This window comes from Nocardioides conyzicola, from assembly GCF_039543825.1.
In the GTDB taxonomy this organism is placed as follows: domain Bacteria; phylum Actinomycetota; class Actinomycetes; order Propionibacteriales; family Nocardioidaceae; genus Nocardioides; species Nocardioides conyzicola.
In genome coordinates, this window is sequence record NZ_BAABKM010000002.1 from 446,458 (window position 1) to 468,221 (window position 21,764).

Here is a 21,764-nt window from a genome sequence, read left to right on the forward strand (position 1 = left end):
GCACCATCCGGAGGACACACCGGTCCTTTCGGACCCGTGGCGAGCCGGGGCGACTCAGCTGTCGTCGCCGTCCTCGTTCTCGTCGGGCTCGTCCTCGTTCTCGTCGCCCTCGTTCTCGTCGGGCTCGTCCTCGTTCTCGTCGGGCTCGTTCTCGTCGGGCTCGTTCTCGTCGGGCTCGTTCTCGTCCTCGTCCGGCTCGCCGCCCTCGTTCTCGTCGACCTCGTCCTCGTCCGGCTCGTTCTCGTTCTCGTTCTCCGGCGGATCAGCCGGGTCGGAGTCGGAGTCACCGCACCCGGAGACACCTACGGCGGCCAGGCCGGTGGCGACGAAGAGCCGCAGCACGGTGCGTCGATTCATGCCGGAAATCTAGGGACCTCCCCCGCGAACCGCAACCGTCAGTTGACTGACGAATGCTGCCCCCGTGGGGAGCGATCGGCCACCGAACCGAGCGGTCCTCGGCGACCGCTCTCGTCGGGAACTCGATCGAGGAAGGGGCATGCGTCCAGCAGGGCGCGGTAGTCGAAGGAGATGGGACGGGCATCGAACGTCAGCTCATCGCGCAACCGTTGCGTCGTCACGGGAGTGGACAGGTCCAGACGCTGTGCGGTGCGCAGCTTGTCCACCGTGGCGAAGTAGTCGAAGAACTTGAACATCCCTCCATATGCCGTGCGGTGCAGCACCCAGGCACTGGGGATCCCGTAGGCGTCTGCGATGACCAGCCCGTGCAGGGATCCGGTGACGATCCGCCGGCACGACAGCATGGCCTCGATCACGCCCTCGACATCGGTGGTCTCCAGGTGGATCAGCCGGACCCCTGGCCCGATCTCCGCGTCGTGCCACCGTCGCTCCAACCAGCGGGCCACGATCCCGTACTCGTACTGCTTCGGCACGTCGGGCGCGAAGTACGCCGGCGCCAGGAGCGCGGGGTCGCCGTACACCTCCGGGCACTCGATCCCGGCCGTGACCAGCCTTGCCCGCGACAGGGGGCCCCGCACCGCGGTGTAGGTCGCCTCTCTGTCGAGGCGTGCTGCCTCCTCGACGCCGAAGGAACCTGCTCCCCACACGATCGAGTGCCGGTTCGCCCGGTACAGGATCGACCCCACCGCGACGTAGTGCGGCCGGGAGCGATCGAAGAAGGTGGTCTCGCGGCCCGTCATCTTGGAGATCAGCCAGGGCGACAGGAGATCTCCGAAGTTGTCGGCATCGGCCCACCAACGGACGGGGACCCGACCGTCGTTCAGCACCAACGACCCGACCTCGTACTGCTCGACGATCTGTCGCAGTCGCTCAGGGCGCTGCCGCCGTGCGGCGACCCGGCGGCCGAACGCCGCCTTGGCGAGGCGTCGGACCCGCCTCGTCGAAGACCGGAAAAGTCCCTTCACACGCGCTCCTTCCACGCGGCCGCCCGACCCAGCTCCGAACCGATCGGGTGCGGGCACCTTAGCGGCACCCAGACGTCAGGTCAGGTGACGAGCGACCGCCGGTATGCCCCGGAGGACTGACCTCAGGCATACTGACCGCGGTCGGATCTCAGTTGGCACCACCCCGACGGTCGTCCCTAGGGTCTGTCCGATTGCCTTCCGATCCCGGCCCCTGTAGCTCAGCTGGATAGAGCAAGAGCCTTCTAATCTCTAGGTCGCAGGTTCGAGTCCTGCCGGGGGCGCCATCTGGTACGCCGTACTCAGGCGTCCGGTGGATCGCCCGTGGGTCAATCAGCCCATGGCCCGGTACGCAGACCCGTTCTCCTGTCCCTCGTGCAGCGCACGGCTCCCTGTCGCCGTCTCCCGCTGCCCCTCCTGCCGACTCGATCTCGGCCATCCGCTCGCGGCCCAGCTGCTCCAGACGCTGACGACCGCCGACGACCTGCTCGTCCGGTTGCAGGTCGCGTCCGCGGAGCAGCCGACTGCCACAGCGGTGCCGGTCGAACGGGCGACCTACCCCGCCCAGACGCCCGCTCCCCGCCAGCCGCGCGGCCTCAGCGGCGCGTCGGTGCCGCGCATCCTCCTGTCGCTCGGCGCCCTGTGCCTGCTCGTCGCGGCCGTCATCTTCCTGGCGGTCGCGTGGACCTGGCTCGGCATCGGCGGGCGTACGGCGGTCCTCGTCGGCCTGACCCTCGTCAGCGGAGAACTCGGGGTCGTCCTCGCCAGGCGCGGCCTGCGAGTCGCGGGCGAGGCACTCACGACCGTCTCCCTGGGCCTGCTGGCGCTCGACGTGATCGGGGCCGACAACGCCGGCTGGCTCGGCCATCTCTCCGACCCCGCCCTGCTCGCCGTCACCAGCGGCGCCGTGCTGGCCGCGGCCGTGGCGCTCGCCGCGACCACCCGCCTCGGGGCACCGCAGCTCGTCGCGGCGTTCGCACTCACCGGCCTCGGCACCGGCCTGCTGGTCGTGACCGAGCGGTGGCAGCTCGTCGCGGCCCTGGTCGTGGTGGCGTACGCCGTCCTCGCGGCCGCCGGGCGCACGCTGCATCTCACCGTCCTGCCCGTCGCGGCGATCGCCGGCGGCGCACTCTGGTGGGCGGGACTGGCCGTCGGTGGCCTCGAGGAGGCCACCGACCACGCGACGTGGAGCGAGCTGTGGCTCGACGGTCACGTCTGTGCGCTGCTGGCCGCAGCGCTCCTGGCGCTGCTTCCGCTCGCGGTCGACCGCAGCCAGGGCCTGGTGGTCCGGGGCCTCGTCGCCTGCTCCACCGCGATGCTGACGGTCACGGTCGCGCTGCCGGCCGTCGACGAGACCGCGACGACCCTGGCGGTCGCCGGTCTGGCGGTGCTCGCCTCGTGGACAGTGGTCACGCGTCTGGTCCCCGCGGACTGGCGGGTCGTCCCGGGGGTCTCGATGGCACTCGGCGCCCTCCCGGTGGCGGCGACCGTCCTCGGCCTCGCCGCTCAGGCCGCCGCCAACGCGCTCGACACCGCCGCGCCCTTCTCGGGCTCGCTCGGCCAGCGGCTCGCCGACCCCGGCCCGCTCGCAGCGCCCGTCCTCCTGGCGGCGGGTACGACGTCCCTGGTCGCCGCGGTCCTGACCCTCGTGCCGCGATCTGTTACCCGTCTCCTCGCCGGCGGTGGAGTCGTGGCGGTCAGCCTGGTCGGCACGCTGGCGCTCCACCCGGTCCCGATCTGGACCGTCACCGCCGCCCTCGCCGTCCTGGGCGCGGCCCTGGTCGCGGACGCCGTACGGCGATCCGACCAGCTCGGGTCCGCAGAGGCGGCGGCGGGCGGTACGGCGTACCTCGCCGCGACCGCGGTCGGGTTGCCGAGCGCGACCCTGACGGCGGTGGTCGCGGCCCTGGTCGTGCTGGCCGCGACCGTGGTCCGCTGGCGGGGCGCCTTCCCCGGCGCCCGGGAGGCCGGCGGCCTGGTGCTGCCGGTCGCCGCGGGCGGGTTCGTCTGGACGGCGCTCACGGCCGCCGACGTCGCGACGGAGTGGCGTGCTCTGCCCGTGCTGGCCGTCGTCGGCCTGCTCGCCATCGCGCTGCCGCAGCTGGAGCTGGAGCTCGGCGGCGCGCTGACGGCGGCGCTCGCCGCCGGGGTCGCGGTGCCCGAGGCGGTCGACGGCCCGACCTCGCTGGCCGTCCACCTGACCGTCGCCGGCGCCCTGGTCACCGCCAGCGCCCTGGTGCACCCGGGTCGACGGGTCCTGGGCTGGCCCGGCGGGGTGCTGCTGGCGGCCGCGACCTGGGTCCGGCTCGCCGACCTCGGGGTGCAGGCGCCCGAGGGCTACACGCTGCCGAGCGCGGCCGCGCTGCTGGTCCTCGGACTCGTGCGCCTCCACCACGACCCGACGGCGACCTCGACCGCTCGGGCTCTCGGACCGGGCCTGACCCTGGCGACGGTCCCGTCACTGCTGTGGGTCCTCCTCGACCCGGTGTCGCCGCGCGCGGTGCTGCTCGGCGCCGGCTGCCTCGTCCTCGTGCTGCTCGGTGCCCGGCTCCGCTGGAGCGCGCCGATCGTCGTGGGTGCGACGGCGGGGCTGCTGCTGGTGCTGCGCGAGCTGACGCCGTACGCCGCCGACGTCCCGCAGTGGGTGCTGATCGGGATCGCCGGCACCCTGCTCACGGTCGTCGGCATCACCTGGGAGCACCGGATGCGCGACGTGCGGTACGCAGCGGGCTACCTGCGCCAGCTCCAGTGACGGGTCAGCGCTGGGCGCCGGGCACGACGCTGCGCATCCGGTCGGGCTCGAAGCCGTGCCGCATGCCCCAGGCGACCGCCTGCGAACGCCGGGTGACCTCGACCTTGCGGTACGCCGTCCGGATGTAGGTCTTCACCGAGTTGATCGACAGGTAGGTGCGATCGGCGATCTCCTGGTTGCTCAGGCCCTGGGTGATCAGCGCGAGCACCTCCGACTCGCGCGCGCTCAGCCCGAACTCACGACCCGGCCACTCGCCCGCGGCATCGCGCTCCGTCACCAGGACCTCGGAGGGCGTGACGGTCTCGCCCCGGTGCACCGCCTCGATGCCGGACACGACCTGCTCGGCGTCCGATCCCTTGGACAGGTAGCCGGTGGCCCCGCGCTCGATCGCCTTGCGGACCAGCTCGTCGTCGACGTTCCACGAGAAGATCACCACGCGAGCGTTCCCGCCGCGCACCAGGTCGTCGAGGTCGACGCCATCGCCCTGCACCGCCGCGAACGTGTCGTAGAGGATCACGTCGACGTCACTGATCACGGGCAGGCTGGAGTCGAGCTCCACCACACGGACGCGTTCGCGGTACGGCGAGAGCATGGCGGCGACACCAGCGACCACGATCTCGTAGTCGTTGACGACTGCGATACGGATCGGTCCTGACGGCATGTCGCAAGACTAGTGCCCAGACACGCGCGCCAATCCCCGGATCGGCCCACGCAGGACGATACAAAGGACATGGCCCCGCTTGGTATGAGCTCGCGGGGCCACAATCATTTCCCGGCGTACTCGTCGATCTCCCCGAGGATCCGGGACTTCACGTCCTCCTCGGCGAACGAGGCCCGTACGGCGGTCCGCGCCAGGTCGGCGACCCCGGTCTCGTCGAGACCGAGCAGGTCGGCCGCGATCTCGTACTCGCGGTTGAGCGTCGTGTTGAACATCGGCGGGTCGTCCGAGTTCACCGTGATGGTGACGCCGGCGTCGCGGAAGGCCCGGATCGGGTGCTCCTCGAGCCGCGCGACCGCCCGGGTCGCGATGTTGGACGACGGGCAGACCTCCAGCGGCACGCCGGTCTCGGCGAGGTGGGCCAGCAGCGCCGGGTCCTGGGCCGACGACGTGCCGTGGCCGATCCGCTCGGCGCCGAGCAGGCGCAGGGCGTGCCAGACGGTCTCCGGGCCGGTCGTCTCGCCGGCGTGCGGGACGCTGTGCAGCCCCGCAGCGCGGGCGGCGTCGAAGTGCGGCTGGAACTGCGGCCGCGGCACCCCGACCTCGGGCCCACCGAGGCCGAAGCCGACCAGCGCGTCCGGGCGGTGCTTGAGCGCGTACTCCAGCGTGGCGTCGGCCGCCGGCAGGCCCGACTCCCCCGGGATGTCGTAGATCCAGCGCAGCACCAGTCCGAAGTCCCGCTCGACGGCGATCCGCGCGTCCTCGATCGCCTCGGTGTACGCCTCGATCGGCATGCCCAGCTCGTCGCTGTCCGGGCGCACCGACGTGTACGGCGTGCACGTGAGCTCGGCGTACCGCAGCCCCTGCTCGGTGGCCATCTCGCGACCGACCTCGTGGGTCAGGTAGCGGATGTCCTCCGGCGTCCGGATCAGGCCGACGACGGCGAGGTAGACCTCGATGAAGTGCCCGAAGTCGCGGAACTCGAAGAAGCGGCGCAGCTCCTCCGGGTCGCTCGGCACCGAGCCGGGGTGCCTCTCGGCGAGCTCGGACACGATCCGGGGCGAGGCGGAGCCGACGTGGTGGACGTGCAGCTCCGCCTTGGGCAGGCGGGCGATGAAGTCGGACAGCATCCGAGGATCTTCGCAGGTCCTCGCTCAGGACACCTTGTCGACGAGGTTGGCGGCCAGGTCCTTCATGTCCGTGTAGTCCGTGAAGACCTTGCCGTTGAGCAGCACCGTCGGAGTGCCCTGCACCCCGGCGTCGTCGGCGGCCTTGGTCGCCTTGGTGACCCAGGCGACGCCCTGGTCGGCCTCGATCGCCGAGCGTACGGCGGACTCGTCCGCCCCGGCCTCGACGGCGAGGTCGGCGAGCTCCGAGCTCTTCGGGAAGCTCGACGCGGTCTCCTCGGGCTGGTTCTCGAAGAGGAGGTCGTGGAACTTCTTGGTGATCTCGGGGGTGGACTTGTCCTTGACGATCGAGAAGGCGCTGGCCGACCGGACGGAGTAGCTCGACGCGTCGCCCCCGCCGAGCAGGTCGAACGGCCGGTACTCGACCTGGACCTTGCCGGCGTCGGCGAGCTCGGCCAGGTCGTTGCGCGACGCGGCCTCGAGCTGACCGCAGTAGGGGCAGAGGAAGTCCTCGTAGATCACGATCTTGTTGGGGGCGTCGTCGGGCCCGATGGTGACGCCGAACTGGCTGGTCGAGCTCGATGCGTCCGCGTTGACGTCGGTGGTGGTGTCGAGGGCGCGCTGCACGAAGAAGCCGGCCAGCACGATCACCAGGATCACGCCGACGACTCCCCCGATCATCAGGTTGCGGCGGCGACGCTCCTCCCGCTCCTGAGCGGCGAGCGCGGCGGCGGCGCGGGCCGCGCGGTCGGTGTCACGGTTCTTCTTCGACATCAGGATCCTTCGGACAGGGACGTACGGCGGAACAGGACGGAGTCCAGGGACAGCCTGGTGGACGGCAGCCAGGCGAGGACGAGGGACGCGGCCAGCAGGCCGACGTCTCGGGCGATCTCCCACGGGTACTTGGCGGCCGCATCGGGGTCGATGCCACCGCCGCCGAAGCAGCCGCAGTCGATGGTGATGCCGCGCGCCCAGACCGAGGCGATGCCGATGATGAAGGCGACGAAGAGGACCGCGGAGATCACCGCGGCGCCGCGGGTCAGCAGGCCGATCACCAGCATCACTCCGACGACGATCTCGACGACGGGGAGCAGCTGGCCGACCGGCGTCACCAGGCTCCCGGGAAGCAGCTGGTAGGCGCGGACGGCGGCGACGCTCTGCGCCGGGTCCGGCAGCTTGATGGCCGCCGCGAAGATCCAGACCCCTCCCACCACGAGGCGCAGCAGCAGGCCGACCCATTCCTTCACGCACCTGACCCTAGAGCCCCAGGCTGAGTCGGGACTGAGAGTGCCGAGCCCCTCCGCGTAAGGTGACGTCTCGTGAACGACCGACTCGTGTGGATCGACTGTGAGATGACCGGGCTCGACCTCGGCGCCGATGCGCTCATCGAGGTCGCGGCCCTGGTCACCGACTTCGACCTCAACGTGCTCGGCGAGGGCATCGACATCATCGTGAAGCCGCCTCCCGAGGCGATCGAGCAGATGAACGACTTCGTGCGCGACATGCACGAGAAGTCCGGCCTCTCCCGCGAGCTCGACCACGGCGTCACCCTCGAGGAGGCGGAGGAGCGGGTGCTCGCCTACATCAAGGAGCACTGCCCCGACGGAAGCCGGCCGCCGCTCGCGGGCAACACGGTCGCGACCGACCGGGCCTTCCTGGCCCGCGACATGCCGACGCTGGAGACCTTCCTGCACTACCGGATCGTCGACGTCTCGTCGATCAAGGAGCTCTCGCGGCGGTGGTTCCCCCGCGCCTACTTCCAGGCTCCGGCCAAGCGCGGCAACCACCGCGCCCTGGCCGACATCCAGGAGAGCATCGAGGAGCTGCGCTACTACCGCGAGGCCGTCTTCGTGCCCTCTCCGGGCCCGGAGAGCGAGGCCGCCCGCGCCATCGCGGCGCGCCACGGCGGGGCCCTCACCGGGCTGACCGGCGACGAGAGTCCGGCCGCCGAGGTCGATTCCACGAACGGCGAGTAGTTCCCCTACACTTTCTCCTCGGTCCTCCGGGACCGACCTGGTGGGTATAGCTCAGCTGGTAGAGCGCCGCCTTGTGGTGGCGGATGTCGCGGGTTCGAGTCCCGTTACTCACCCCAGCCTGAAGGCCCTCTGGCTCGCGAGAAGCGAGCCAGAGGGCCTTTCTGCTGCTCAGCGGACGAAGGACGTGACGACGTCGCCGTTCTGCGGGTCGATGGAGGTGTCGTCACCCAGGAGGCTGCCCACCAGGAACATCACCCCGAGGACGACGAGGATGCCGAGCACGACGAGGAGGAGCGAGCGGCGATTGCGGATAGCGGACATGTCTGGTCGGTACCCGGCGCTGGTCCGGAGATGCAACGCACCTGGCGCTCCCGTTATCCTCTGACTAAGGTCAGAGAATGCCGTCTCCCGAGACCGACACCCTGCGCCGCTTCAACCGGACGTACACGCAGCGCATCGGCGCCCTGGAGGAGTCGTTCCTCGGCACGGGCCGGCCGCTCGGCGTGTCCCGGTTGCTCTTCGAGATCGGGCCCGACGGCGCCGGCGTACGCGAGCTGCGCGAGCGTCTGGGCATCGACTCCGGCTACCTGACCCGCCTGCTGCGACGGCTCGACGACGACGGCCTGGTCGACCTCTCCCCCGACCCGGACGACCGACGGCGCCGGGTGGCGACCCTGACGGCTGCCGGTCGGCGCGCCCGGCGCCAGCTCGACGACCGGTCCGAGGAGCTCGCCCAACGGCTGGTGGCGCCGCTGACCGACCGGCAGCGGGCCCGACTGGTCGACGCCCTGGCCACCGCCGACCTGCTCGTGCGCGCGGCCACGATCCGGCTGCGCGAGGTCGAGCCGACCGACCCGGCCGCCATCGACGCCGCCGGGCGCTACTTCGCGGAGCTGGACCGCCGGTTCCCGGGCGGGTTCGACCCCGGCGAGCCCGACCACGCGGGCACGTTCCTGCTCGCGACAAGCGACGGTCGTCCGGTGGCGTACGGCGGCGTCCGCGCACTGTCGGCGGACACCGGCGAGATCAAGCGGATGTGGGTCCACGAGGACTGGCGCGGCGCCGGCCTCGGCTCGCGGATGCTCCGGGAGCTCGAGGCGCTGGCCGCTCGGCTCGGCCACCGACGGGTCGTCCTCGACACCAACGGCACGCTGACGGAGGCGATCGCGATGTACGGCCGCGCCGGCTACCGGCCGATCGAGCGCTACAACGACAACCCGTACGCCGAGGCGTTCTTCGCGAAGGACCTAGTCAGCGGGGGCTAGCACCGGCAGCACCACGGTGAAGGTCGTGCCCTCGCCCTGCTCGGACTCCACCGACATCGAGCCACCGTGCTGCTCGACGATCGCGTGCGCGATGGACAGCCCCAGGCCGCTGCCCGGGATCGCGCGCTCCTGCGCGAGCGACGAGCGGAAGAACCGCGTGAACAGCTGCTCCTGCTCCTGCCGCGGGATGCCGATCCCGGTGTCGGCGACCTCGAGCACGACCGACTCGGGGCCGACCCTGAGCCGTACGTCGACCCGCCCACCCTCGGGCGTGAACTTCACGGCGTTGCCGACCAGGTTGATCACGACGCGCTCGAGCATGTCCCGGTCGCCGAGGAACGGCACCGGGTCGTCGGGGAGGTCCACCTCGAGCTGGAGGGACCGGCGTTCGAGCGAGGGCGCGACGACCGCGCACGCGGCCGAGACGATCTTGCGCAGGTCGACGATCCGGTCGACCATGCCGAGCCCGCCGTCCTGGATGCGCGACAGGGTGAGGAGGTCGTCGATGAGGGACAGCAGCCGGGAGCTGTTGGTCGAGACGCGCCGTACGGCGTCGAGCTGCTCGGGCCCGAGCTGCCCGTAGGCACCCTCCTGGAGCATCTCGATGTAGCCCAGGATGCTGGTGATCGGGGTGCGCAGCTCGTGGCTGACGCTGGACACGAAGGCGTCCTTGACCCGGTCGACCTCGCGCAGCCGCTCGACCGCCTTCCGCTCGGTGTCGAGGGCCTCGACCAGGCGGTTCTCCGCCTCGACCCGCTCGGTGATGTCCTCGGACGTGCTGACGTAGCCGATGATCGCGCCGCGGTCGTCGACGATCCGGCTGAGCGACATCGAGTGGCTGCGCTCCTCGCCGTCCTTGCGGACGAACTTCATGTCGCTCGGCCCCTGGCCCATGATGGCCGTCGCGACGTGCGAGAAGTCGTCGTCGACCCCCAGCTCGGCGGCCTTCTCGGCGATCCCCTCGTCGCTGTGCAGCATCCGGGTCAGCTGGCCCTGCACCTCGTCGGAGGAGTAGCCCAGCAGCCGCTCGGCCCCGGGGTTGAACAACGTGATCCGGCCGAGCTCGTCGGTGCCGATGATGGCGACGCCGGTGGTGCCGCGGACGATGTTCTGCACCTTGTCGCGCTCGGCGGCGACCTGGCGGGCGTTCTCGAGCTGCTCGCCGACGCTCAGCACGAACGGCACCACGACGAGGGCGCAGTCGATGATGAAGATCGAGAGCAGGATCCCCTGCACGTCCGCCGGCAGCCCGTAGCGATCGTCGACGTGGGCGAAGGGACCGTGGCCACGCGTGGTCAGCGCGATCGCGAACCCCAGCACCACGAAGAGCTGGGCGATCGACTCGTACGCACCGCTGCGCAGCGCCCCCCACGCGAGCACCGGCATGATCATGAAGACCAGCGCCGGGAAGTCGTTGAGCAGGAAGACCACCGGGCTGACCGTCAGGATCAGCGCCCACTGGGCGGACCGCTCGATGGTCGGTGCCAGCCCGCGATGCGGGCGCATCTTGCAGAAGAACGGCGTGACCGACAGCTGCGACGCGAGGCTCGACGCGCCGATCGCGAGACCCATCAGCCAGGGATTGCCCCATCCGGTCGCAAAGCTGGTGATCACCGCCGCCACGGCGACCACGGCGTGACCGATGGTGGCCGAGCCGATGTAACGGCCGAGGTCGGCGTTCGTGTAGAGCATCGGGCGGGTCCGGACCCCACCGGTCAGGATCCACCAGACCGTCCAGCTCTCGGCCGTGAGTCCGAGGGCGAGGCCGAACGCGACGCCCACCGGCCGGTCGGTCCAGATCGTGCCGAACGCGACCAGGAAGACCAGTGCGAGCACGACGGGGGTCGGGGGGCGCCTCGACACCAGGAGCGTCGAGGACGCGAGCGCGGCCGGCCAGATGCCGATCGCGTCACCGCCGTTGGGGGCGCCGTACACGGCGAGCAGGCCGAAGACCGCTGTGAGCGCGACCATGCCGAGGGCGGGCAACATCGACGGTTTACCCTCCACGCCCACCTCCCGAGCGGTCTGCCCCTCACGACACGGTCGGCTCATCCTCTCGTGAGTCGGGCAGTCTGGCATGCGACTTGCCGGTACCTAGAGGGTGAGGTGCCGTGCCTTAAGTTGATCGGATGACCCCGGAGCGCACGACGTACGACGTCATCGTGGTCGGCGGTGGCCACAACGGCCTCGTCGCCGCCGCCTACCTTGCCCGGGCCGGGCTCTCGGTGCTGGTGCTGGAGCGCCTCGACCACACCGGAGGCGCCGCGGTGTCCGCACCGGCGTTCCCCGGCCACCCGGCCCGCCTGTCGCGCTACTCCTACCTGGTCTCGCTGCTGCCCCAGCAGCTGGTGGACGACCTGGGTCTCGAGCTGCGGCTCGCGTCCCGGTCGGTGGCGTCGTACACCCCGACCCTGCGCGGGGGGCGTGCCGGCGGCCTGCTGGTCGAGCGGCCGGAGGGTCCGCGCACGGAGGCCTCGTTCCGCGAGCTGACCGGAGGCGACGACGAGTTCGCCGCCTGGCAGCGCTTCTACGGCGAGGTCGCCGGCCTGGCCGAGGTGGTCGCGCCGACGCTGCTCCAGCCGCTCCCGCTCGAGCGGGAGATCCGCGAGCGTGTCGATGCCGACCTGTGGCGCGACATCGTCACCAACCCGCTCGGCCAGACCATCGAGGCGCGCTTCACCGACGACACGGTCCGAGGTGTGGTGGCGACCGACGCCCTCATCGGCACCTTCGCGTCGATGAACGACCCGTCGCTGCTGCAGAACCGCTGCTTCCTCTACCACCTGATCGGCAACGGCACCGGCGAGTGGCGGGTGCCGATCGGCGGGATGGGCGCCGTCACGGACGCGCTCGCCCGCGCGGCGACCGAGGCCGGGGCCGAGATCCTCACGTCGGCCGGCGTCAGCCACATCGACGCCTCCGACGACTCGGCGGAGGTCACCTGGGACGACGCGTCGGGCACCCACCGGGCGAGCGCCAGGTGCGTGCTCGCCAACGTCGCTCCGTGGGTGCTCCGCATCCTGCTCGGTGGCCCCGAGGACGCCGAGTCGAAGCCGGTCGGCTCCCAGCTGAAGATCAACATGCTGCTCGACCACCTCCCGCAGCTCCGCTCGGGTCTCGACCCCGCGGTCGCCTTCGCCGGCACCCTCCACCTCGAGGAGGACTACAGCCAGCTGGCCGAGGCGTACGACGACGCCGCCAACCACCACGTCCCGCGGGTGCTGCCCGGCGAGATCTACTGCCACTCCCTCACCGACCCGTCGATCCTCGGCGACGCGAAGCCGGGCACCCACACCCTGACCTACTTCGGCGTCCACACCCCGGCGACGCTCTTCGACCGCGACCCCGAGGGGGCCAAGCGCATGGCCGTCGCCCGGGCGCTCGAATCGCTCAACCTGCACCTCGCCGAGCCGATCGAGTCCTGTCTCGCCACCGACTCCGACGGCCGGCCCTGCCTGGAGGCGAAGATCCCGCAGGACATCGAGCGCGACCTGGCGATGCCCGGTGGCCACATCTTCCACGGCGACCTCGAGTGGCCCTGGGCCCCCAACCGCGCCCGCCTGGACACCCCCGCGCAGCAGTGGGGCGTCCAGACCGACGTCGGCTCGGTCCTCGTCTGCGGCTCCGGATCCCGTCGCGGCGGCGCCGTCTCGGGCCTCGGCGGGCACAGCGCCGCCCAGGCCGTGCTGGCCTCGCTCTGACCGGCGCCCCTCGATTTTTCTCGATGGACCCCCGCTGGTATCGTTCATGTCGCTTCACCACGCGCGGCATTAGCTCAATTGGCAGAGCAGCTGACTCTTAATCAGCGGGTTCGGGGTTCGAGTCCCTGATGCCGTACCACCACCCACGAAGGGCCGGGAACCACCAGGTTCCCGGCCCTTCGTGCGTTCCGACGGACTCAGTGCAGGGCGACCAGCTGGTTGAGGTCGTCGGTCGGCAGCCCGTCGTCGGCGACCGCCGTGACAGAGGACCAGTCGAGGTTGACGTTGCCGGTGACCGTGGTCATGAAGGCCGTGTCCGCGGCGTCGCGGCCGGTGGCGATCCGCACCAGCGAGGTGCGCGGCGCGAGGGCGGTCGCGTCGACGACGTACCAGGCGCCGGAGACGAAGGCCTCGACGACCGCGTGGAAGTCCATCGGGTCGCACCCCGGCGCGTAGACGGCGGTGAGGCGCGCCGGGACCCGGATCGCGCGCAGCAGCGCGATCACCAGGTGGGCGTAGTCCCGGCAGACGCCGGCGCCGCTCAGTAGAGTGTCGGTCGCGCCGGTCGTCGGCCCGCTGCTGCCCGGGACGTAGACCAGGCGGGTGCCGACCCATGACGAGACGGCGGCGAGCAGGTCGCCGTCGCTGACGTTGCCGAACTCGGAGACCGCGAAGCCACCGAACGTGTCGGACTCGATGTAGCGGCTGGGCCGGCGGTAGAGCGACAGGTCCGCCAGCGAGGGCTCCGGCAGCTCGGCGCTGCCCCGCACCTGGGCCTGGTAGGTGACCCGCGAGAAGCCGGGAGGCAGGGTCACGAGGTGGAGCCGACCGTCGTGCGGCACGGCCACCTCGACGGGGGTGATCTCGGCGCCGCTCTCGTGCACGACCGAGAACTGCTCGGTGACGTCCAGCCCGGGAGTCCGGGCGACGGCGATCTGCAGCTCCAGCTGGCACTCGCCGAAGGCGGTGATGCCCAGCTCGGCGCCCACGGTCCTGTCCATAGGCGGATCGTCACACGCTTTCGCCGGTCCCACGACATCGCGACGACAACAGGACGGTGACGTTCTACGCTGATGGCGTGGAGAGTCGGCTGTCGTTCCAGTCCCGCAACAGCATCCTGTCGCTCTGGTCGCACGGATCGGTGCTGAGCATCGGGTCGGTGGGGTCGGCGCTGTCGATCGGCAGCGTCGGCTCGTTCGCGTCGTTCCTCTCGATCGGCTCCTCGCAGAGCACCCTGTCCGTGCTGTCGCACCAGAGCTCCGGCTCGGTGCTGTCCCACCAGTCCAAGCAGGGCATCCTCGTGTCCCAGCGCAACGGCGGTCGGGCGCTCGCACCGACCCTGGTCGTCCTGACGGCGCTGACGGCGTACGCCGTCGTGCGGCGCAGCCGCGGTTGACACCGACGAGCATCCTGGAGACATGGAGATCCAGCAGGCCCTCGATGCCGTCCGCGCCAACAAGCAGGCGATCCTCACCACCATCAAGCGGGACGGCCGACCGCAGCTGTCCAACGTCCTGGCCGCCGTCGGCGACGACGGCCTGATCCGGGTCTCGACCACCGCCGACCGGGCGAAGCACGCCAACCTGCGCCGTACGCCGTGGGCGGCGATCCACGTCAACGGCGGGGACTTCTGGTCGTACGCCGTCGTCGAGGGCGACGTCACGCTCTCGGACGTCGTCGCGGACGCCCACGACGAGGCCGCCGAGGAGCTGGTCGAGCTCTACCGCGCCCTGGCGGGCGAGCACGAGGACTGGGACGACTACCGGGCCGCGCTGGTCCGCGACCGCCGCGTGGTGGTCCGGGTCGTCCCGACCCACGCCTACGGCATGCTCCGCTGACCCCGCGTCGTAACCCCGACCGAGTCGGTCTCGTTGGCCAGGCATGTGGAGAAGCCGGCACGTCGTCCTGGCCATCGCTCTCGCCACCGGTCTGGGCCTTGCGCTCACCGGTCCGGCGGACGCCAAGCCGAAGCCGGTCCGCTGGGCTGCCGCCGCCGAGGCCAGGATCCACCCCGGCACGATGATGTACACGCAGGGCGCCCAGTGCACCGCCAACTTCGTCTACCGCGACCGGGCCGGGCGCGTGTACGTCGGGTACGCCGCCCACTGCGCCGGCCTCGGTGAGGCCACCGACACCAACGGCTGCCAGGCGAAGTCCGTGCTGCTCGGCACGAAGGTGACCTTCGTCGAGGGCGGCAGCGTCGTCGACGGCGGCACCCGCATCGCCACCGGCACCCTCGTCTACTCGTCCTGGCGCACCATGCACCGCCTGGGCACCAAGAACGCCAACACCTGCGCCTACAACGACCTGGCGCTGGTCCGGGTCAAGCCGCGTGACGTCGCCAAGGTGAACCCGTCGATCCCCTTCTGGGGCGGCCCGACCGGCATCGACACCGACGGCACCGCCGCCGGCGACCGCGTCTACACCTACGGCAACTCCAGCCTCCGCGCCGGCATCGCGCTGCTCTCGCCGCACACCGGCGTCAGCCTCGGTGACGACGCCGCCGACGGCGGCTGGTCGCACCCGCTCTACACCGTGTCCCCGGGCGTCCCCGGCGACTCCGGCTCGGCGTTCGTGAGCGCCGACGGCAAGGCCATCGGCGTCCTGTCCACCCTCGGCCTGGCCCCGCTCCCGGCGTCGAACAACATCGGCGACCTCGGCAAGGAGCTCGCCTACGCCAAGGCGCACTCCGGCATCAAGGGCCTGCGTCTGGTGAGGGGCACCGAGCCGTTCAACCCGGTGCTCTGAGGGTCGGCGCGCGCTCCCTCGCGGCCCGTTCCTCAAGGCACCTGCAAGGTTGGTCCACCGGTCGGCCAAGGCTCGTCCACATCCGGCGACGGGGCGCATTCCCCGTGTGAACCTTCTCGGGCAAGCCGTTCACAGCCTTGGGAGCAACTCGGATGAAGACCCACCTCGTCAGCACCGCCGCCGCCGTCCTGGTGCCGGTCGTCCTCACGCTCGGCGCGGCCCCGGCCGTCGCCGCAGCCGACCCGGGCGGCAACAACGGCACGATCAAGCTGAGCGAGGTCGGCGGTCCCGAGGACCAGAGCAACGACCCGAAGCTGTCGTGCTCCTTCGAGGTGCAGTGGTACGGCTTCGACAAGGGCAACCTCTACTCGACGGTCTCCTTCGAGGGCCAGGGCGCGGACGCGAAGGTCGGCGTCACCGCCAACCACCTCAGCCCCGTCTTCATCGGCGAGGACGCCGCTGGCGGCGGCACCGACCACGACGCCACCCAGGTGTACACCCTCGCGTTCGACGCCCCGCCCGCGAACGCGAAGGCCGGCTACCACGTCAAGATCACGACCCGCAACGACGGGGCGAAGGGCGCCGACACCAAGTTCAAGGTGTTCCACGTCGAGCCCTGCGCCGTCGTCACCCCGCCGGTCGTCACCCCGCCCGTCGTCACCCCGCCGGTCGTCACCCCGCCCGTGGTCGACCCGCCCGTCGTCACCCCGCCCGTGGTCGACCCCCCCGTCGTCACCCCGCCCGTGGTCGACCCGCCCACCGACCCTGTGACCAGCGACCCCGGTGTCCCGACGCCGGCCGTCGTGCCGTGGGACTGGAACTGGCAGTACGCCGCGCCCGCCTGTGACGCGCTGACGGTCGACTACCCGTCCAACATCCCGTCGGGCCAGGCCAACGACGTCAACATCCGCTTCGCCACGTCGACCGGCCAGTTCTCGCTCAACTTCCACGACAACACCGGCACGTGGGACGGCCGCACGGTCTTCACCTACGCCAACCACGCGCAGTGGCCGGCCGGCCTCACGGCGTACGACGTCGTCTGGGTCCAGGTCGGCGGCACCAACTACCACTGGCAGGGCACGGTCGCCTGCGGCACCTCGGCCCCGACGCCGGCCACGCCGGCGCCGGCCACCCCGGCGCCCGCCGCCGCGGTCGCCGAGGTCCTCGGCTTCAGCACGACCACCACCGTCGTCCGCCGGGGCACGGCGCCGCAGGCCGACTGGATCACCGTGAGCGCGACCGACGCCGACGTGGTGCAGGTGCAGCAGCTGAACAAGGGCACGTGGACGTCGAGCCGCACCGCCGCGGTCCGCGCGGACGGCACCGCCAAGGTGACGTTCCCGCGGCTCGCCAAGCGCGGCACCTACAAGTTCCGCGTCGTCGTCGACGGCACCGCCACCAAGACGCTGAAGGTCAAGGTCCGCTGACCACGACCCGGCGCACCAGGTCGGCGGGAAGCGCACCGACGCGGGTCATGCGCTAGAGGTAGAGACCGGTGGCCTGGTCGCCGACCCGCTCGGCGGCGACGGCGTGCACGTCCCGCTCGCGCATCACGACGTAGAGCTCGCCGTGGACCTCGACCTCGGACTTGTCCTCGGCGTCGAAGAGCACCTTGTCGCCGACCTCGACGGCCCGCGCCTGCGGCCCGACCGCGACCACCTTGGACCAGGCGAGGCGGCGCGCGCCCATGGCGGCGGTGGCGGGGATGACGATCCCGCCCGAGGAGCGGCGTTCGCCGGCCTCACGGTCGACCTCGACGAGGACCCGGTCGTGGAGCATCTTGATCGGGGTCTTGCTGCCCAGCGAGTCACTCACGGCGTCAGTTGACGACCTTGCGGATGACCACGAACAGCGCGACCACGCCGACGACGCCACCGACGACCTTGAGGATGTTGTCGGTGCGCGGCGCGCCGGTCTCGGCGTCCACGAAGTGCGCCTTGATGCTGCTGACCTCGCGGCTCACGATCGTCTTCGGGTGCGCGCGGTAGAGGAGCTGGTCGATCGTCGTCGCCAGTTGCTCCCTGGTCTGCTCGATCTCGCGCTCGAGAGCGGACAACGAATCGTCCTTGCTCACAGGTTCTCCTCCGTCGACGGGTTCGGGGTGAGGCTATCAACCACGCGGTACCCAGGTCAGGGCCGGGGCATCGCCGTACGCGGGTCGAATCCGAAGGGCAGCTCGAGGCGGTGGGCTCGCATCAGCTCCTCGTCGGTGAGCACGTCGTACGTCGCCCCGTCGGCCACGACCGTGCCGCCGCTGAGCACGACGGAGCGCGGGCAGAGCTCGAGGGCGTACGGCAGGTCGTGGGTCACCATCAGCACGGTGACGTCGAGCGAGCGCAGGATGTCGGCGAGCTCACGCCGCGAGGCGGGATCGAGGTTGGAGGAGGGCTCGTCCAGCACCAGGATCTCCGGCTCCATCACGAGCACGGTCGCGACCGCGACCCGGCGGCGCTGCCCGAAGGACAGGTGGTGCGGCGGGCGGTCGACGTGCTCCGCCATCCCGACCTGCTCCAGTGCGTGCATGACGCGGCGGTCCAGCTCGGCACCCTTGATGCCGAGGTTGGCGGGCCCGAAGGCGACGTCGGCGCGGACGGTGCCCATGAAGAGCTGGTCGTCGGGGTCCTGGAAGACGATGCCGACGCGGCGGCGGATCTCCGCCAGGTTGGCCTTCTCGACCGGGAGGCCGCTCACGGAGACGGTGCCGGCACCCGCGGTGTGGATCCCGTTGAGGTGCAGCACGAGTGTCGTCTTGCCGGCGCCGTTGGGCCCGAGCAGCGCGACCCGCTCGCCGCGGTGGACGTGCAGGTCGACGCCGAAGAGCGCCTGGTGGCCGTCGGGGTAGGCGTAGGCCAGGCCGCGGACGTCGAGGACGGGGGTGGTCACGTCGTCACCGTGGCATCTTGCCGGTGTAGCCGCGCGACAGCATCGCCAGGTGGACCCGCTCGCCGCGCTCGTAGGACCGGATGAAGAGCGCGCCGGCCGACCGGGCCAGCACCGGCCAGTGCCGCGGGTTGCGCGCCGTGAAGCCGCGCGACTCCCGGGCGACCTTCATCCGCTGCATCTCACCGGTGACGACGTCGAGGTAGCGGACCATGAACGCCATGATCTGGACGAGCTGCTGCGGCAGCCGCAGGCGCTCCAGGCCGTGCAGCAGCTCGGTCGGCTCCGTGGTGGCGGCCAGGGTCAGGCTGGCGAGGACGCCGAGCGTGCCCTTCACGAGCAGCGCGATCCCGGCCTCGAGCCCGTGCTGGCTGACGCTCACCCCGAGCACCTCGGTCTGCGGGCCGGTGGCGACGAAGGGCAGCAGCACGGCGAAGAAGACGAAGGGGACCTCCACGACGGTGCGCTTGAGCAGGTACGTCGGGGGCACCCGCGAGACGCCGATGACCACGGCGATCGCGAGGGCGTAGACCGCGAACGCGGCGTACCAGTCCCGCGGCGTCGCGACCACGACGATCATGAACGCGAGCAGCGTGAGGATCTTCAGGTGCGCGGGGACGCGGTGGATCGCCGAGTGGCCGTGGAAGTGCAGCTTGTGACCGTGCCCGGCGCCCACGTCAGGGACGCTCGTCCCGCGACCGGCGCCGGCGAGCCAGGTAGGCGAGGCCGCCCGCCAGCGCCAGCACGACGAGCACGCCGATGACGCCGGACACGCTGCCGTAGCCCCCGAAGACGCTGTCGTGGGTGCGCTCGCTGCCGGCGAAGCCGTGGTCCTGGGAGACCTTGGAGAGACCGTCGGGGCTGCCGCTCGCGAACCGGCTGACGACCCCCGCCAGGACCAGTGCCACCAGCAGGACGCCGAGCAGCACCGCCTTGGTGCTGGGCCGCCTCACGCCGCCGCCTCCGTCTCCGAGGCGGTGGTGCGGATCTCGAGCTCCCGGCGCTCCAGCACCGGGCGCGCGCCGTACACGAGGTCGGGCCGTACGGCGAGGATCGCGCTGACCGCCAGGAACGTGATGACGCCCTCGCCGATGCCGATGAGGACGTGGACGCCCACCATCGCGGTCGCGAGCTTGTCGAGGTCCAGGTGGGTGGCACCACCGACGGCGTACAGGGCGACGAAGAGGAAGGCCGCGACCGGGACCGACACGAACGCGCCGACGCCCGCCTGCAGCGGCACCAGCGAGAGCCGCTTCGGCAGGACGGCCTGCATCAGCTTGAACACCAGGTAGCCGACCGCCACCGTGGTGAGGCCCATCAGCGTGATGTTGGTGCCCAGGGCGGTGATCCCGCCGTCGGCGAAGAAGAGGCACTGGACGAGGAAGACCACGCTCATGCACAGCACCGCCGTCCACGGACCTACGAGCACGGCCGCGAGCGCCCCGCCCATCAGGTGACCGCTGGTGCCGACCCCCACCGGGAAGTTGAGCATCTGGACCGCGAAGACGAACGCCGCGACGAGCCCCGCCATCGGTGCGGTCTTGTCGTCCAGCTCCTTGCGCGCCCGGACGAGGGCGGTGCCGACGCAGACGGCGGCGAACGCGCCGGTGGCGGCCGAGGTCGGCGCGTCGAGGAAGCCGTCGGGGACGTGCATGCGCTCTCCTGTCGGCGTGCCGGGGTCGGGCGATAGGTTGGGCGTGCCCGAGACTGCTCAGCCTACGTTATTGCACATTGTTTGCGACAAGGAGTCCACCCCTGTGAGCCAGCGCCTCTCCCCCGGTGACACCGCTCCCGAGTTCACGCTCACCAACGACGCCGGCGAGGAGGTGGGTCTCAGCGACTTCCTCGGTCGCAAGGTGATCGTGTACTTCTACCCCGCCGCGATGACGCCCGGCTGCACCAAGCAGGCCTGCGACTTCACCGACTCCCTCGACTCGCTGCAGGCCGCGGGCTACGAGGTCGTCGGCATCTCCCCCGACAAGCCGGCCAAGCTGGCGAAGTTCCGCGAGCGCGACGGCCTCACCATCACGCTGCTCTCGGACCCGGACAAGATGGTCCTCACCGAGTACGGCGCGTTCGGCGAGAAGAAGCTCTACGGCAAGGTCGTCGAGGGCGTCATCCGCTCCACGGTGGTCGTCGACGAGGACGGCAAGGTCTTCCTGGCGCAGTACAACGTCAAGGCCACCGGCCACGTCGCCAAGCTGCGGCGCGACCTCGAGCTCAACAACGCGGACGAGGAGCCGCGCTGAGCGGAGTTCGCGGTCTGAGAGACTGCCGTCGCGCGCCCGTAGCCCAACGGCAGAGGCACCACGTTTAGGTCGTGGCCAGTGAGAGTTCGAATCTCTCCGGGCGCACCACATCGGCCAACCCGCCCCGAGATGTGACGGCGGTCACTAGAGTCCGCGCATGGACTCCGCCCTCACCACGGTCGCGCTGCCCCTGGCGCTCGGCATCATCATGTTCGGTCTCGGGCTCTCGCTCACCCCGGACGACTTCCGGCGGGTGGCCTCCGCGCCCCGCGCGGTGGCGGTCGCGCTGGGCTGCCAGCTCATCCTGCTGCCGGTGGTCTGCTTCGGCCTGGTGAAGCTGCTCGACCTGTCGCCGCTGCTGGCCGTCGGCATGATGCTGCTCGCGGCGTCGCCGGGCGGCACCAGCGCCAACCTGTTCAGCCACCTCTTCCGCGGCGACGTGGCGCTCAACGTCACCCTGACCGCGATCAACTCGATCGTCTCGATCATCTCGCTGCCGCTCATCACCAACTTCGCGATCAACCACTACGACCTGGGCGACACGGTCTCCCTGCAGTTCGGCAAGGTCGTGGAGGTGTTCGCGATCGTCCTGGTGCCGGTGCTGCTCGGCATGCTGGTGCGCGCGAAGGCGGCCGCGTTCGCGGCGCGGATGGACAGGCCGGTCCGGATCGGGTCCGCGGTGATCCTGGCCGTCCTGGTCCTCGGCATCCTGGTCGACCAGCGGGAGGACGCGGCCGGCTACCTCGCCGACGTCGGCCTGGCCGCCGGCCTCTTCTGCGCGATCTCGCTCGTGACCGGGTACGTCGTGCCGCGCGCCGCCGGCGTACGCGAGTCCCAGGCGGTGGCCTCGTCGATGGAGATCGGCGTCCACAACGCGACCCTGGCGATCTACGTCGCCGTCGAGGTCCTCGACAGCACCGAGATCTCGATCCCGGCCGCGGTCTACTCGATCTTCATGTTCGCGCTTGCGACGCTGTGGGGCTTCGTGCTCACCAAGCGGCTGGCCCGGACGCCCCAGCCGGTCTGACG

The 21,764-nt window shown here is 71.1% G+C and carries 25 protein-coding genes and 4 tRNA genes; 14 read left to right on the forward strand and 15 right to left on the reverse strand.

Annotated features, from left to right (window positions below):
• Positions 1-54: 54 nt before the first annotated feature.
• Both ABEA34_RS05095 and ABEA34_RS05100 read right to left on the reverse strand, forming a co-directional pair.
• On the reverse strand, positions 55-357 hold the full coding sequence (locus tag ABEA34_RS05095; protein ID WP_345519905.1) for a hypothetical protein: 303 nt from the start codon (positions 355-357) through the stop codon (positions 55-57).
• A 38-nt stretch (positions 358-395) separates the two neighbouring features.
• Positions 396-1,244 carry a polysaccharide pyruvyl transferase family protein gene (locus ABEA34_RS05100; protein WP_345522759.1) on the reverse strand — a complete coding sequence of 283 codons (849 nt, stop codon included), beginning with the start codon at positions 1,242-1,244 and terminating at the stop codon, positions 396-398.
• Positions 1,245-1,589: 345 nt separating this feature from the next.
• On the opposite strand from ABEA34_RS05100, the gene ABEA34_RS05105 reads away from it, so the two are divergent.
• A tRNA-Arg gene (locus ABEA34_RS05105) sits at positions 1,590-1,666 on the forward strand.
• A 53-nt stretch (positions 1,667-1,719) separates the two neighbouring features.
• Positions 1,720-4,131, forward strand: coding sequence for an SCO7613 C-terminal domain-containing membrane protein (locus ABEA34_RS05110; RefSeq protein WP_345519907.1), 2,412 nt, complete (start codon positions 1,720-1,722; stop codon positions 4,129-4,131).
• Between the two features lie 4 nt (positions 4,132-4,135).
• Here the strand turns inward: ABEA34_RS05110 and ABEA34_RS05115 are convergent, their stop codons facing one another.
• The 4 genes from ABEA34_RS05115 to ABEA34_RS05130 all read right to left on the reverse strand — a co-directional run bounded on the left by ABEA34_RS05115 (position 4,136) and on the right by ABEA34_RS05130 (position 7,163).
• Entirely contained in the window at positions 4,136-4,792 is a 657-nt protein-coding gene (locus ABEA34_RS05115) for a response regulator transcription factor (RefSeq protein WP_345519909.1), read from the reverse strand.
• A 104-nt stretch (positions 4,793-4,896) separates the two neighbouring features.
• Positions 4,897-5,919, reverse strand: a complete 1,023-nt coding sequence (locus tag ABEA34_RS05120; RefSeq protein WP_345519911.1) for an adenosine deaminase — start codon at positions 5,917-5,919, stop codon at positions 4,897-4,899.
• Positions 5,920-5,943: 24 nt separating this feature from the next.
• The gene (locus ABEA34_RS05125) at positions 5,944-6,690 is read right to left on the reverse strand and encodes a DsbA family protein (protein ID WP_345519913.1); all 747 of its coding nucleotides are present in this window, start codon (positions 6,688-6,690) and stop codon (positions 5,944-5,946) included.
• Positions 6,690-7,163, reverse strand: coding sequence for a MauE/DoxX family redox-associated membrane protein (locus ABEA34_RS05130; RefSeq protein WP_345519915.1), 474 nt, complete (start codon positions 7,161-7,163; stop codon positions 6,690-6,692). The genes ABEA34_RS05125 and ABEA34_RS05130 overlap by 1 nt, the downstream gene beginning before the upstream one ends.
• A 72-nt stretch (positions 7,164-7,235) precedes the next feature.
• Here ABEA34_RS05130 and orn point away from each other — a divergent pair, with 72 nt between their 5' ends.
• Both orn and ABEA34_RS05140 read left to right on the forward strand, forming a co-directional pair.
• The gene (gene orn, locus ABEA34_RS05135) at positions 7,236-7,892 is read left to right on the forward strand and encodes an oligoribonuclease (protein WP_345519917.1); all 657 of its coding nucleotides are present in this window, start codon (positions 7,236-7,238) and stop codon (positions 7,890-7,892) included.
• Between the two features lie 40 nt (positions 7,893-7,932).
• Positions 7,933-8,008: transfer RNA gene (locus ABEA34_RS05140), tRNA-His, on the forward strand.
• Between the two features lie 52 nt (positions 8,009-8,060).
• Here the strand turns inward: ABEA34_RS05140 and ABEA34_RS05145 are convergent.
• Positions 8,061-8,213 carry a hypothetical protein gene (locus ABEA34_RS05145; protein ID WP_345519919.1) on the reverse strand — a complete coding sequence of 51 codons (153 nt, stop codon included), beginning with the start codon at positions 8,211-8,213 and terminating at the stop codon, positions 8,061-8,063.
• Positions 8,214-8,290: 77 nt separating this feature from the next.
• Between ABEA34_RS05145 and ABEA34_RS05150 the strand changes: the two genes are divergently transcribed.
• Positions 8,291-9,157 carry a bifunctional helix-turn-helix transcriptional regulator/GNAT family N-acetyltransferase gene (locus tag ABEA34_RS05150; protein WP_345519921.1) on the forward strand — a complete coding sequence of 289 codons (867 nt, stop codon included), beginning with the start codon at positions 8,291-8,293 and terminating at the stop codon, positions 9,155-9,157.
• Here the strand turns inward: ABEA34_RS05150 and ABEA34_RS05155 are convergent.
• Entirely contained in the window at positions 9,140-11,146 is a 2,007-nt protein-coding gene (locus ABEA34_RS05155) for an ATP-binding protein (protein ID WP_345519923.1), read from the reverse strand. The two genes, ABEA34_RS05150 and ABEA34_RS05155, sit on opposite strands and share 18 nt — an antisense overlap.
• A gap of 140 nt (positions 11,147-11,286) precedes the next feature.
• On the opposite strand from ABEA34_RS05155, the gene ABEA34_RS05160 reads away from it, so the two are divergent.
• Positions 11,287-12,858 (forward strand): phytoene desaturase family protein, encoded by a 1,572-nt coding sequence (locus tag ABEA34_RS05160; protein ID WP_345519925.1) that lies wholly within the window; start codon positions 11,287-11,289, stop codon positions 12,856-12,858.
• A gap of 63 nt (positions 12,859-12,921) precedes the next feature.
• Positions 12,922-12,997, forward strand: a tRNA-Lys gene (locus ABEA34_RS05165).
• A 58-nt stretch (positions 12,998-13,055) separates the two neighbouring features.
• Here the strand turns inward: ABEA34_RS05165 and ABEA34_RS05170 are convergent.
• Positions 13,056-13,859, reverse strand: coding sequence for a transglutaminase-like domain-containing protein (locus ABEA34_RS05170; RefSeq protein WP_345519927.1), 804 nt, complete (start codon positions 13,857-13,859; stop codon positions 13,056-13,058).
• Positions 13,860-13,936: 77 nt separating this feature from the next.
• Between ABEA34_RS05170 and ABEA34_RS05175 the strand changes: the two genes are divergently transcribed.
• The 4 genes from ABEA34_RS05175 (at position 13,937) to ABEA34_RS05190 (ending at position 17,033) form a co-directional block, all read left to right on the forward strand.
• Positions 13,937-14,254, forward strand: coding sequence for a hypothetical protein (locus ABEA34_RS05175; RefSeq protein WP_345519929.1), 318 nt, complete (start codon positions 13,937-13,939; stop codon positions 14,252-14,254).
• Positions 14,255-14,276: 22 nt separating this feature from the next.
• Positions 14,277-14,696, forward strand: coding sequence for a PPOX class F420-dependent oxidoreductase (locus tag ABEA34_RS05180; RefSeq protein ID WP_345519931.1), 420 nt, complete (start codon positions 14,277-14,279; stop codon positions 14,694-14,696).
• A gap of 43 nt (positions 14,697-14,739) precedes the next feature.
• Positions 14,740-15,606, forward strand: coding sequence for a hypothetical protein (locus ABEA34_RS05185; protein ID WP_345519933.1), 867 nt, complete (start codon positions 14,740-14,742; stop codon positions 15,604-15,606).
• A 152-nt stretch (positions 15,607-15,758) separates the two neighbouring features.
• Complete coding sequence (locus ABEA34_RS05190) at positions 15,759-17,033, forward strand: hypothetical protein (RefSeq protein ID WP_345519935.1); 1,275 nt, start codon at positions 15,759-15,761, stop codon at positions 17,031-17,033.
• 52 nt (positions 17,034-17,085) lie between these two features.
• Here ABEA34_RS05190 and ABEA34_RS05195 read toward each other — a convergent pair whose 3' ends face one another.
• The 6 genes from ABEA34_RS05195 to ABEA34_RS05220 are packed head-to-tail and all read right to left on the reverse strand — an operon-like array spanning position 17,086 to position 20,140.
• Positions 17,086-17,385: a GroES family chaperonin gene (locus ABEA34_RS05195; RefSeq protein ID WP_345522760.1), complete on the reverse strand. Its 300-nt coding sequence runs from the start codon at positions 17,383-17,385 to the stop codon at positions 17,086-17,088.
• 40 nt (positions 17,386-17,425) lie between these two features.
• On the reverse strand, positions 17,426-17,680 hold the full coding sequence (locus ABEA34_RS05200) for a DUF3618 domain-containing protein (RefSeq protein WP_345519937.1): 255 nt from the start codon (positions 17,678-17,680) through the stop codon (positions 17,426-17,428).
• 56 nt (positions 17,681-17,736) lie between these two features.
• Positions 17,737-18,489 carry an energy-coupling factor ABC transporter ATP-binding protein gene (locus ABEA34_RS05205; RefSeq protein WP_345519939.1) on the reverse strand — a complete coding sequence of 251 codons (753 nt, stop codon included), beginning with the start codon at positions 18,487-18,489 and terminating at the stop codon, positions 17,737-17,739.
• A 4-nt stretch (positions 18,490-18,493) separates the two neighbouring features.
• Entirely contained in the window at positions 18,494-19,162 is a 669-nt protein-coding gene (gene cbiQ / locus ABEA34_RS05210) for a cobalt ECF transporter T component CbiQ (RefSeq protein WP_345519941.1), read from the reverse strand.
• Position 19,163: 1 nt separating this feature from the next.
• Positions 19,164-19,439, reverse strand: coding sequence for a PDGLE domain-containing protein (locus ABEA34_RS05215; protein ID WP_345519943.1), 276 nt, complete (start codon positions 19,437-19,439; stop codon positions 19,164-19,166).
• Positions 19,436-20,140 (reverse strand): energy-coupling factor ABC transporter permease, encoded by a 705-nt coding sequence (locus ABEA34_RS05220; protein WP_345519945.1) that lies wholly within the window; start codon positions 20,138-20,140, stop codon positions 19,436-19,438. Before ABEA34_RS05220 ends, ABEA34_RS05215 begins: the two co-directional genes overlap by 4 nt.
• A gap of 103 nt (positions 20,141-20,243) precedes the next feature.
• On the opposite strand from ABEA34_RS05220, the gene bcp reads away from it, so the two are divergent.
• The 3 genes from bcp (at position 20,244) to ABEA34_RS05235 (ending at position 21,762) form a co-directional block, all read left to right on the forward strand.
• Complete coding sequence (gene bcp, locus ABEA34_RS05225; RefSeq protein WP_345519947.1) at positions 20,244-20,735, forward strand: thioredoxin-dependent thiol peroxidase; 492 nt, start codon at positions 20,244-20,246, stop codon at positions 20,733-20,735.
• Positions 20,736-20,767: 32 nt separating this feature from the next.
• A tRNA-Leu gene (locus ABEA34_RS05230) sits at positions 20,768-20,843 on the forward strand.
• A gap of 49 nt (positions 20,844-20,892) precedes the next feature.
• Positions 20,893-21,762: a bile acid:sodium symporter family protein gene (locus ABEA34_RS05235; RefSeq protein ID WP_345519949.1), complete on the forward strand. Its 870-nt coding sequence runs from the start codon at positions 20,893-20,895 to the stop codon at positions 21,760-21,762.
• Positions 21,763-21,764: the final 2 nt, after the last annotated feature.

What these genes read in the sequence shown, in the direction of transcription:
- ABEA34_RS05095 (WP_345519905.1), bottom strand. Translation starts at nt 357, where the DNA reads ATGAATCGACGCACCGTGCTGCGGCTCTTCGTCGCCACCGGCCTGGCC.
- ABEA34_RS05110 (WP_345519907.1), top strand. Translation starts at nt 1,720, where the DNA reads ATGGCCCGGTACGCAGACCCGTTCTCCTGTCCCTCGTGCAGCGCACGG.
- ABEA34_RS05115 (WP_345519909.1), bottom strand. Translation starts at nt 4,792, where the DNA reads ATGCCGTCAGGACCGATCCGTATCGCAGTCGTCAACGACTACGAGATC.
- ABEA34_RS05120 (WP_345519911.1), bottom strand. Translation starts at nt 5,919, where the DNA reads ATGCTGTCCGACTTCATCGCCCGCCTGCCCAAGGCGGAGCTGCACGTC.
- ABEA34_RS05125 (WP_345519913.1), bottom strand. Translation starts at nt 6,690, where the DNA reads ATGTCGAAGAAGAACCGTGACACCGACCGCGCGGCCCGCGCCGCCGCC.
- ABEA34_RS05145 (WP_345519919.1), bottom strand. Translation starts at nt 8,213, where the DNA reads ATGTCCGCTATCCGCAATCGCCGCTCGCTCCTCCTCGTCGTGCTCGGC.
- ABEA34_RS05150 (WP_345519921.1), top strand. Translation starts at nt 8,291, where the DNA reads ATGCCGTCTCCCGAGACCGACACCCTGCGCCGCTTCAACCGGACGTAC.
- ABEA34_RS05155 (WP_345519923.1), bottom strand. Translation starts at nt 11,146, where the DNA reads ATGTTGCCCGCCCTCGGCATGGTCGCGCTCACAGCGGTCTTCGGCCTG.
- ABEA34_RS05160 (WP_345519925.1), top strand. Translation starts at nt 11,287, where the DNA reads ATGACCCCGGAGCGCACGACGTACGACGTCATCGTGGTCGGCGGTGGC.
- ABEA34_RS05170 (WP_345519927.1), bottom strand. Translation starts at nt 13,859, where the DNA reads ATGGACAGGACCGTGGGCGCCGAGCTGGGCATCACCGCCTTCGGCGAG.
- ABEA34_RS05180 (WP_345519931.1), top strand. Translation starts at nt 14,277, where the DNA reads ATGGAGATCCAGCAGGCCCTCGATGCCGTCCGCGCCAACAAGCAGGCG.
- ABEA34_RS05185 (WP_345519933.1), top strand. Translation starts at nt 14,740, where the DNA reads ATGTGGAGAAGCCGGCACGTCGTCCTGGCCATCGCTCTCGCCACCGGT.
- ABEA34_RS05190 (WP_345519935.1), top strand. Translation starts at nt 15,759, where the DNA reads ATGAAGACCCACCTCGTCAGCACCGCCGCCGCCGTCCTGGTGCCGGTC.
- ABEA34_RS05195 (WP_345522760.1), bottom strand. Translation starts at nt 17,385, where the DNA reads ATGCTCCACGACCGGGTCCTCGTCGAGGTCGACCGTGAGGCCGGCGAA.
- ABEA34_RS05220 (WP_345519945.1), bottom strand. Translation starts at nt 20,140, where the DNA reads ATGCACGTCCCCGACGGCTTCCTCGACGCGCCGACCTCGGCCGCCACC.
- ABEA34_RS05235 (WP_345519949.1), top strand. Translation starts at nt 20,893, where the DNA reads ATGGACTCCGCCCTCACCACGGTCGCGCTGCCCCTGGCGCTCGGCATC.